General features: G+C 66.2%; 8 protein-coding genes. 3 read left to right on the forward strand and 5 right to left on the reverse strand.

Annotation, left to right across the window (positions count from 1 at the left end):
• Positions 1-23 precede the first annotated feature (23 nt).
• Positions 24-2,204 (forward strand): S-layer homology domain-containing protein, encoded by a 2,181-nt coding sequence (locus tag AC5RWU_RS16990; protein WP_494032363.1) that lies wholly within the window; start codon positions 24-26, stop codon positions 2,202-2,204.
• Between the two features lie 105 nt (positions 2,205-2,309).
• Here the strand turns inward: AC5RWU_RS16990 and AC5RWU_RS16995 are convergent, their stop codons facing one another.
• The 5 genes from AC5RWU_RS16995 to AC5RWU_RS17015 all read right to left on the reverse strand — a co-directional run bounded on the left by AC5RWU_RS16995 (position 2,310) and on the right by AC5RWU_RS17015 (position 7,762).
• Positions 2,310-2,957, reverse strand: a complete 648-nt coding sequence (locus AC5RWU_RS16995; protein ID WP_494032342.1) for a ZIP family metal transporter — start codon at positions 2,955-2,957, stop codon at positions 2,310-2,312.
• An 80-nt stretch (positions 2,958-3,037) separates the two neighbouring features.
• Positions 3,038-4,657: an RNA-guided endonuclease InsQ/TnpB family protein gene (locus AC5RWU_RS17000; protein WP_494032341.1), complete on the reverse strand. Its 1,620-nt coding sequence runs from the start codon at positions 4,655-4,657 to the stop codon at positions 3,038-3,040.
• Positions 4,654-5,256, reverse strand: a complete 603-nt coding sequence (locus AC5RWU_RS17005) for an IS607 family transposase (protein ID WP_494032340.1) — start codon at positions 5,254-5,256, stop codon at positions 4,654-4,656. Before AC5RWU_RS17005 ends, AC5RWU_RS17000 begins: the two co-directional genes overlap by 4 nt.
• Positions 5,257-5,426: 170 nt before the next feature.
• Complete coding sequence (locus AC5RWU_RS17010) at positions 5,427-7,379, reverse strand: heavy metal translocating P-type ATPase (RefSeq protein ID WP_494032339.1); 1,953 nt, start codon at positions 7,377-7,379, stop codon at positions 5,427-5,429.
• Entirely contained in the window at positions 7,376-7,762 is a 387-nt protein-coding gene (locus tag AC5RWU_RS17015) for an ArsR/SmtB family transcription factor (protein ID WP_494032338.1), read from the reverse strand. The genes AC5RWU_RS17010 and AC5RWU_RS17015 overlap by 4 nt, the downstream gene beginning before the upstream one ends.
• A 121-nt stretch (positions 7,763-7,883) precedes the next feature.
• Here AC5RWU_RS17015 and AC5RWU_RS17020 point away from each other — a divergent pair, with 121 nt between their 5' ends.
• Both AC5RWU_RS17020 and AC5RWU_RS17025 read left to right on the forward strand, forming a co-directional pair.
• Positions 7,884-8,561 carry a DsbA family protein gene (locus AC5RWU_RS17020; RefSeq protein ID WP_494032337.1) on the forward strand — a complete coding sequence of 226 codons (678 nt, stop codon included), beginning with the start codon at positions 7,884-7,886 and terminating at the stop codon, positions 8,559-8,561.
• Positions 8,562-8,793: 232 nt separating this feature from the next.
• A complete protein-coding gene (locus tag AC5RWU_RS17025) occupies positions 8,794-9,216 on the forward strand; it encodes a hypothetical protein (protein ID WP_494037101.1) in 423 nt (140 codons plus the stop codon).
• Positions 9,217-9,265 lie beyond the last annotated feature (49 nt).

The raw sequence follows: 9,265 nt of genomic DNA on the forward strand, positions 1-9,265 counted from the left end.
CTCCAGAGGTGGTTCCCGTGACAATGAGGATGTCAGTATCGCGACGCCGGGTCCTGCAGTACGGCGGCCTGGGAGTGTTGGGGGCAGCAGCACTGTCGGTGCCGGTGGGATCGATCGAGGCCAAATCGGCAAGCCGGCTCAGTCCCCAGGACAGGCCCGGGCTGTTCCAGGCACCCCTTACCCAGGCCCCGGTCCTGGAGCCCTATGCCAAGGGCAACGACCCGGAGGACGGGGCTCCGATCCACTACTACTCGGTAACGGAAACGGCCGGCACCGCGGCCATCCTGCCGCGGCTGACGACTCCGATCCTGTCCTATAACGGGGTTTTCCCCGGCCCGACGATCAGCGTGGAGCGGGGCACCAAGGCGGTGCTGCGGGTCCGCAACCAACTGCCGGCAACCCATCCCCTGGACGGACACGAGCTGTCCACGTCCACGCACCTGCACGGCTCGGCCTCCCTGCCCGAGTACGACGGCTACGCCAACGACACCACGCCGCCGGGCTTCGTCAAGGACTACCTGTACCCGAACTCGCAGCACGCCCGCACGATCTGGTACCACGACCATGCCGTCCACCACACCGGGACCAACGCCTATTCCGGGCTCGCGGCCCAGTACCACATCCATGATCCGCTGGAGAGGGCACTGCTGCCGCAGGGCCGCTTCGACGTCGCCCTGACGGTCACCGACGCGATGTTCGCCGCTGACGGCACCCTGGCCTATGACGACAACAACCATTCCGGCCTGTGGGGCGACATCATCCTGGTCAACGGCGCCCCGTGGCCGGTCATGAAGGTGCAGCGGCGCGTCTACCGGTTCCGCGTCCTGAACGCGTGCGTGTCACGGTCCTTCCGGTTCACCCTCGGCAACGGAGATCCGGTCACCGTAGTGGCCACCGACGGCGGACTCATGCCGGCCGCGCAGACGGTGGGGGAGTGGCGGCATTCGGGCGGCGAACGCTACGAAATCCTCATCGATTTCCGCAACTACCGGCCCGGCGACCGGATCGAACTGCACAACCTGTCCAACAAGAACAACGTCGACTATGACTTCACCAACCAAGTTATGGCCTTCGACGTGACCGATGAGCCGGTCGACACCACGGACCCGACCTGGAACACGATCCCGTCCGTCCTGAACCCGAACAACGAAATCATGAACCTGCGTCCCGAGGACGCGGCCGTCACCCGCCGCTTCCGGGTCAAACGCGATGACGTGACGAACCTGTGGACCATTGACGACCAGACCTGGGCCAGCGTGGTGGCCAGCGGCTACCGGGACGTGATCGCCGCTCCGGACCTGAACGCGGTGGAGATCTGGGAGTTCGAAAACAACGCCGGCGGATGGTTCCACCCCATGCACGTGCACCTGGTGGACTTCCGCATCATCGGCGGCGAAGGCAGGCCCACCTATACCTACGAAGAGGGTCCCAAGGACGTCGCCTACGTCGGTGAAGGCGAAACCGTGAGGCTGCTGATGCAGTTCGGGCCGCACCAAGGCAAGTACATGGTCCACTGCCACAACCTGCCGCATGAGGACCACGACATGATGGTCCAGTTCCGGGTGGGACCGGAAACTGCCCCGGACCCCCACGACCCCATGAGCGTGGACCGCTGCTACTGGGACGACGGCACCATTCCGCCGGCCTACCCGCCCGCACCGTCCTATACCGACGTACCCGCCGGCACCCAGTTCCTCAACGAAATCTCCTGGCTCGCCATCCACGGGATCACCACCGGCTACTCCGACGGCAGCTACCGGCCGGTGAGCCCGGTCAACCGCGACGCGATGGCCGCCTTCATGTACCGGCTGGCCGGATCCCCGGCCTTCACCCCGCCGGCCGTCTCACCGTTCCGGGATCTGGGCCAGGACAACCAGTTCTACAAAGAAATCACCTGGCTCGCCGCCCAGGGCGTCACCACCGGTTACCCCGACGGCACCTACCGGTACCTGCAGTCGGTCAACCGTGACGCCATGGCCGCGTTCCTGTACCGGCTGGCCGGATCCCCGGCCTTCACCCCGCCGCTGGTCTCGCCGTTCGGCGACGTGGCCACCGACAACCCCTTCTACACCGAAATCTGCTGGCTGGCCTCCACCGGGATCACCACCGGCTACCCCGACGGCACGTTCAGACCGCTGCAACCGGTCAACCGCGACGCCGTGGCAGCCTTCCTCTTCCGCCACCGCAAACACACCGGCCAATAGCACCAACCTGTCCGGCTGCTGCGGAATGATTCCGGCAGCAGCCGGGTTCACGTCTGGCCTCACGTCCGTCCTCGCATCCGGCCTCGGTCCGAAGCGTTCCCAGGCTTACGAACCGAGGTAGACCGAAACCAGGGCGAACAGTCCTGCGCCGGCGGTGAGGAAGATCGGGTCAGTCGGGCTGGTTTCGCCTTCGTGGGCTTCGGTGACCATTTCTTCGATGATGACGCTGGTCAGGACCCCTCCGGTCAGCGCCAGGACTGAGAGAGTGATAATTTCGGGGGCATCGCGCAGGAGGAAGTATCCGATGGCTGCTCCCAGAAGTATGGGGATACTGAAGCCCAGGGACAGCAGAATGCGTTGGCGGCGTCTGATCCTGGCGCGTCTCAGGATGGCTATGGCCGCGAAGCCTTCGGGTACGTCGGCGGGTACCTGCCCGAGGGCCAGCAGCAGGCCCAGGGACGGGTTGATGAGGGTGGCTGTTCCGATCATCACGCCGTCGCTGAAGAGGTCGAGCGAGACACCCGCGAAGATGGCCATCGGGCCCTGGGCTTGATGTCCGGCACGTGCGCGTTGGGTCAGGAGGGCGAGGACGCGTTCAAGTCCGATAAACGCCGCCCCGCCGAGGGCGAAGGCCAGGATGGGAATCCAGGGCGGGTTTCCGCTGAGGGCTTCCGGCATCAGCTCCAGGCCGACGACGGCAAGCACGATACCAGCCGCCAGATGCAGTGCCTGGCTGAGGATCTTATCGGACACCCGGAGGAGTATCTCCCCGGGTGGAATTCTGTTCCCACCCGGCTTGTTCGTGCGTCGTGGAGACCGCAGCTAGCCGTGCTCTAGGCGGCATGGGCAGCGGGCGCGGAGCGCCCCCTGCCCGACGCGCGAGGGGCGGGCTGAGACTTCATCCCCCAATAGGCTCTGAAGTCACCGTCCAACCTCTCACGGACCGTCATGCGTTGACGCTTGGTCTTGGAGGACCCCTGCGCAAGCCAAGAACGTCTTGACTTAGTGGTCCTCGCACCATTCACGTCCGCATGGATTTTCTTGCCGCAGAAGCGGCAGAGAAACTTTGTGCGCTTGCTCGTGCTGCGGTTCTTCTCGTGCACGAACCCGCAGCCGGAGCATTCCTGCGAGGTCAGGGCGGCGTTCACCTCGATGACCGCCAGCCCCCTGTCCTGCGTCAGACTCTTCAGCTTGGTCTTAATCGCGGCTCTGCCGAACCGGGTGATGAGCCGGTTCATGGCCCGGCTCATCCCGCCGCCCCTAAAGTCGAGGTTCTCCACGACCAGTCCGGCGATGTCCTCGTCCGCGATCCGGTTGAGGATGCGGTTGACCTCGTTTTTGATGTACTCGCGGATGCGGTGCTGCAGCCGGCGGTACCGCTTGCTGGAGCTGGGCCGGATCTTGTGCTTCTGGAGGGTGCGCTGAAGCTCAGTAACCTGCCGGTCCAGCTCATGCAGGTGCGGCATCGCTCCCTGCCCGTACAGTCGCCCGTCGGAGGTGGCGAATAGGACGGTCATGCCCCAGTCCAGCCCCAGCCAGTTGTCGTTGTCCTCGCGGAGGGTGACCTCCTTGGATTTCTTCTGGAGGGTGAACTGCACCGAGTTGTCGTCCTTGATGGTGACCTGCACGAAGCCGGACAGGTCACCATCGGCCTTGACGAAATGGTCATTGACCCTCAGCGGGATGCGGACCGGCTTATTCAGTGTCAGGGTGGAGACCCGGACCCAGTAATCGAAGGAGTTCGACTTGCCGTCCCTGCCCGCCTTCTCGATCTGGGCGACCTTGCCGTCCATGGCCATAGAGTTCACCCGGGACAGGTTCGGCAGTCGGACATGCCTCTTGAGGTGGTGCTTGACCATATGGCGCAGCAGTTTTAGTAGCGCCGGGTCGACGATCAGGTCGTCGGCAGGCTTCCACCCCTTACCCTTGGCTTTACCGTGGTGGAGCTCGCCGGTCTTAATGTCGACCTTCATGGGCAGCGCCAGCTCTTTGGCGAACCACCCGGCAATCACATTCACCCGGTACAGGATCGTCTTGGTCTCATCATCCAACCGTGAGCCGGTGATGGTTGCACGGACGGCGGACTTTATCTTCTCCTGCCACGAGTCGAGCGCACCGCGTGCCTGCGTGTGGATGGAGTTGACCTGCCGGGAGGACAGGACGGTGGTGAAGGGCAGGTCGGTGGGCTTGAGCGGGATGCGCTCTTTCAGTCCCTCGCCCGCATAAATGCCCCGAGTGAGCATGCAGGCCATATTAACCAGCGCCTGCCGCCACGGTCCGAGGACCTCGCGGACCTGCACGAGCTTGCCCTCATTGGCGTGGTTCTCCAGCGGGTAGGCGCGGATCTTTTCCTCGCCGGTCAGTTTCAGCTCTGGCTGCGGCTGCGGCCTCTTCTTTCGTCGGGTCTTCCGGCTCTTGGCGGGCTCCGGCAGGCCCTTGTTCCGCCTGCTCATGTGCCGTCCTCCCCGGGAGTCGCTTCCTGGGGGCGCAGTTCCTGCGCGAGCTTCGCCTTCGCGCGGGCGGCCCGGCGCTGCCCGTACATGCGCGCAGTGAACGAATAGATGACGCTGGTCAGGTCGGCAACGATGTCCTCACGCTGGCCTTCAGAGGGGTTCATGACCAGAATCCGCTTGCCTGAAGTGGTCGCGAGGGTTTCGAACCATGCGAAGCCGAACCGGGTCAGCCGGTCCTTGTACTCAACGACGATGGTGGAGTAGCTCGTTTTCTTTAGCAGCTTGTGCAGCTTCGGGCGGGTGTCGGAGACACCGGAGCCGACTTCTTTGACCACCTCGACGACATGCAGTCCCTGTGCGATCGCCCAGTCCACGGCACGGTCGGCCTGCCGGTTCAGGTTCTCGCGCTGGCTGGCGTCCGAGACCCGGGCGTACACCACGGCGGTATTCTCAAGCTTCGCGTCGACCATGACCGGATCGGGGACATGGATAGTGCCAAATTCATCCTGCCAAGCCCCCGGGATTTTCCCGGCCTTGTACCGGTTCCACGCAGCACGGTACTGAATGTCGTTCCGTTTCGCGTAGTCCGAGAGCTTCATGCCATTAGCACTACCATAGAATTCATAATACTTCTATAGTCTTGGTTTGATTTTTCTGGGACTTCGGCGGCCAGGCCTCCGAGCAGATTGCCAATAGCCGGCAGGGCGGCGAAGGCGAGCACCATTGGAAATCCCTGCATCGGTGTCCTTTCGGCGTGTGGTTTCGGTGCTCAAGCCGCCGGCTCCAGCACGGGAGAGGGCTGCTGGGCGCTGAGGCGGTTCTTCCGGCGGATCCGGCCGGCCCTCACGCCGTTGGCGATGACGACGATCTCGGCCAGCTCGTGCACCAGTACGACGGCGGCCAGTCCGAGCGCTCCGAACAGCGCCAGCGGGATCAGCACGGCGATCAGCAGCAGGGACAGGCCGACGTTCTGCAGCATGATGCGGCGGGTTCTGCGGGCGTGGTCGAGTGCCTGGGGGAGGTGGTTCAGGTCCTCGCCCATCAGGGCGATGTCTGCCGTTTCGATGGCAACGTCGGTGCCAATGGCGCCCATCGCGATGCCGGTGTCGGCCGTGGCCAGCGCCGGTGCGTCATTGACGCCGTCACCGACCATCGCGGTGGGCCGTCTGCCCTTGAGTTCACGGATGATCTCGGCCTTGTCCTCCGGGCGCAGGTCGGCGTGGACTTCGGTGATGCCGGCCTCCTTGCCCAGGGCGTTGGCGGTGATGGTGTTGTCACCGGTGAGCATGGCCGTGGTGTAGCCGGAACGGGTGAGCCGGGCGATGACTTCGCGGGCTTCCGGGCGCAGTTCGTCACGCACCGCCACGGCCCCGATGACCTGGCCGTCGTCCTCAATCAGCACGGCGGTGGCACCTGCCTGCTGCATCCTCTCGACGTCCGCAGCCAGAACTCCGGGCTCGATCCAGCCCGGGCGGCCCAGGCGCAGCTTCCTGCCGTCCAGGGTTCCTTCCAGTCCGGCGCCCGGGATGGTGTCAACGTCGGTGACCTCGGCCCGTTCGGGGGTTGCGGCGAGGATGGCGCGGGCGAGCGGGTGTTCGCTGCGGGCTTCCAGTCCGGCGGCCAGGGCGAGCACGTGCTCCCTGGAGGCGGTTCCCGCGGTGGCGACGTCGACGACGGCGGGCCGGTTGCGGGTCAGGGTGCCGGTCTTGTCCAGGGCGATGGTGCGGATTCTGCCCAGGGTTTCGAGGGCGCCGCCGCCCTTGATCAGCACGCCGATGCGGCTGGCCGCGCCGACGGAGGCGACGACGGTGACGGGCACGGAGATCGCCAGCGCGCAGGGTGAGGCGGCGACCAGTACGACGAGGGCGCGTTCGAACCACAGCAGCGGTTCCCCGACAATAAAGCCGAAAGCGATAATGAGCGCCGCTGCGATCAGGATCCCGGGCACGAGCTTGCTGGCGATGGCGTCGGCCAGTCGCTGGCCCGGTCCCTTGCGGGACTGCTCGGTCTCGACGATGTGCACGATCCTGGCCAGCGAGTTGTTCTCCGCGGTACTGGTTACCTCGACCTCGAGCGGGCCGGTGCCGTTGATGGAGCCGGCATAGACCTCGGTTCCCGGGCCCGCCTCGACCGGCACGGATTCCCCGGTCAGGGCCGAGGTATCCAGCGACGTGCGGCCGGTGATGATCCGCCCGTCGGTGGCGAGCCGTTCTCCGGGGCGCACCACCATGCGGTCGCCCGGGACGAGTTCGGCCGGAGAGACCGTTACTTCCGTCCCGTCGCGCAGCACGGTCGCTTCGGCCGGGACGAGGTCCAGCAGGGCGCGCAGGCCGCGGCGGGTCCTGGCCAGCGAATATTCTTCAAGCCCCTCGGAAATCGCATACAGGAAGGCGAGCATGGCCGCTTCCTCGATCTCGCGGAGCAGGACGGCACCGACCGCGGCGATGGTCATCAGCGTGCCGACCCCGATCTTGCCTTTGGCCAGGCGCCGCAGTGTCGACGGGACAAAGGTCCGGGCCGCCACCACCAGCGCGATGATTTCCAGCGGCAGACCCAGCCATGGCGGGCCGTCGGCCAGCGACACAATCCACGCTGCCAGCAGCAGGACACCGGAGACGGCCGCGGCACGGATCTCGGTGACGTGCCAGAAACCTTCCGCTTCCTCCTCGCCGGTTTCGGTGGTTCCGGGCCTGTCGTCGCTGCAGCCGCACGCGTCGCTCATCGGGTTCCCTCCTTCGTCGTGGACTGGCCAAGGCCTGCGGTGCCGTAGTTCGGGCACAGGCTGACCGCATTCCCGGTGGCGGCCAGCAGGATCTCGGCCGCCGCGAGCATGTCCATCAGTTCCGGCCGGGTCAGCGAGTAGTACACGCTGCGCCCCTGCACCCTGCCCTCGACCAAGCCGCAATCACGCAGGCACGCCACATGGGCAGAGACGGTGGACTGGGCCAGCCCCAGCTCTCCGGTCAGCTCGGCGACGCGCACCTCCCCACCGGCCATGCGCTTCACAATCGCCAGCCGCGTCGGATCGCCCAGCGAGTGGAACAGGGCAGCCGCCGGATCAAGGCCCTGGCATGCCTTTGCGGGTTCGGTTCGATTGATCGCCATAGAGCGATGATAGCGGTTTTGTGCTGTCATCGGTACCGCGGGGTAACCTCGGGATGATCCAAAGGGCCGGCCCGCCTGCACCATGCGGCCGGCCCTTCACTGCGAAACCAGGAGTACCCTCATGTCCGCCCCGACCGGCAAACCCGCCATGTCCCTTCCGAACAAGCTCGCCATCGGCCTGGCCATCGCCGCGATCCTGGCCATCGTCGCCGCCGTCGTGATCGGCTCCGGCAGCAAAGCTGCATCGCAGGCCTCGCTGGCCCAGAGCGCCGAGGTCGTGAGGGAGGACAGCCACCGGCTCTCCGCAGCCGCCGATGAGAAGGCCGTGCTCGTGGAATTCGTTGACTTCGAATGCGAATCCTGCCTGGCCGCGTATCCCTTCGTGGAGGAACTGCGCACCGACTACGCCGAGAATCTGACCATCGTCACCCGCTACTTCCCGCTGCCCGGGCACTACAACTCGATGAATGCTGCGCTGGCCGTGGAGGCCGCCGCGCAGCAGGGCCGGTTTGAGGACATGTACCATCGGATGTTCGAAACCCAGACCGAGTGGGCCCACGCGAACGATTCCCGTGCGAGCACCTTCCGTGGCTTCGCCCAGGCGATGGGCCTGGATCTGGCCGCCTATGATGCGGCCGTCGCCGATCCGACCACCGCCGCCCGGGTGGAGCAGGACAAGAACGACGGCACCGGCCTGGGCGTGGCCGGCACCCCCACCTTCTTCCTGGACGGGCAGAAAATCGAACCGTCCACCCTGGAGGAATTCCGGCAGCTGATCGAAACAGCCATCAGCCGGTGAACATCGGCGGTTTCTTCGCCGACACGGTCCCGGGGCCTTGGCCGCCCTCCTGGTCCCGGCCGCCGGTATCCACCCCAGCATCCGATCACTGGGGTGCAGTCCGGGCCGCAACCGGGCCTGAAAGGCGGATCCTGGACAGTAGCGGGCCGGTCCGGGACCGGCACCGCAACCGCAGGACCGCCCCGGGCCTTGTCCCGGACGGCACGTGGCGGCGGACGGGCAGGAGGAGCACATGCAGAAAACAGCCCTTCCGGCGCTGCTGTCCGCAGCGCTGCTCGCCGGCTGCGGCACCGCCGCGGACCCGGCAGCCCAGACCCCGTCGGCCCAGACCCCGCCGGCCCAGACGCGCGCGGCCCAGACCCCGGTGGCCCAAGCCCCGGTGGTGAACCGTGCTGTCTCCACGGAGGGCACCGGAGCGCAGCAGGCGGTGCTGGCGGAACTGGCGGCGATCGACCCGCTGCTGCTCAGCGGTGATGCCCTTTCGAAGGTGCGGGCAACCTGCTCCGGCATTGCCGGCGGCGCCGAGGACCTGCTGACCGTCACGAAAATCAGATTCACCGGCCCGGGCGCGGATCCGGTCTCCGATGACCAGGCCCGCAGGATCATCGCCGCGATCAGCACTGCCGGATTCTGCGGTTCCCCGGCCGGACGGTAACGCCCTCCGCCTGCCTCCCTCCGTCTGCCTCCCTCGGCCTGTCTCGTCG

It is taken from the genome of Arthrobacter sp. B0427-1-12, assembly GCF_059092905.1.

Coding starts and splice junctions, on each gene's coding strand:
- AC5RWU_RS16990 (WP_494032363.1), top strand. CDS start 24: ATGAGGATGTCAGTATCGCGACGCCGGGTCCTGCAGTACGGCGGCCTG.
- AC5RWU_RS17010 (WP_494032339.1), bottom strand. CDS start 7,379: ATGAGCGACGCGTGCGGCTGCAGCGACGACAGGCCCGGAACCACCGAA.
- AC5RWU_RS17005 (WP_494032340.1), bottom strand. CDS start 5,256: ATGAAGCTCTCGGACTACGCGAAACGGAACGACATTCAGTACCGTGCT.
- AC5RWU_RS17025 (WP_494037101.1), top strand. CDS start 8,794: ATGCAGAAAACAGCCCTTCCGGCGCTGCTGTCCGCAGCGCTGCTCGCC.
- AC5RWU_RS17000 (WP_494032341.1), bottom strand. CDS start 4,657: ATGAGCAGGCGGAACAAGGGCCTGCCGGAGCCCGCCAAGAGCCGGAAG.
- AC5RWU_RS17015 (WP_494032338.1), bottom strand. CDS start 7,762: ATGGCGATCAATCGAACCGAACCCGCAAAGGCATGCCAGGGCCTTGAT.
- AC5RWU_RS17020 (WP_494032337.1), top strand. CDS start 7,884: ATGTCCGCCCCGACCGGCAAACCCGCCATGTCCCTTCCGAACAAGCTC.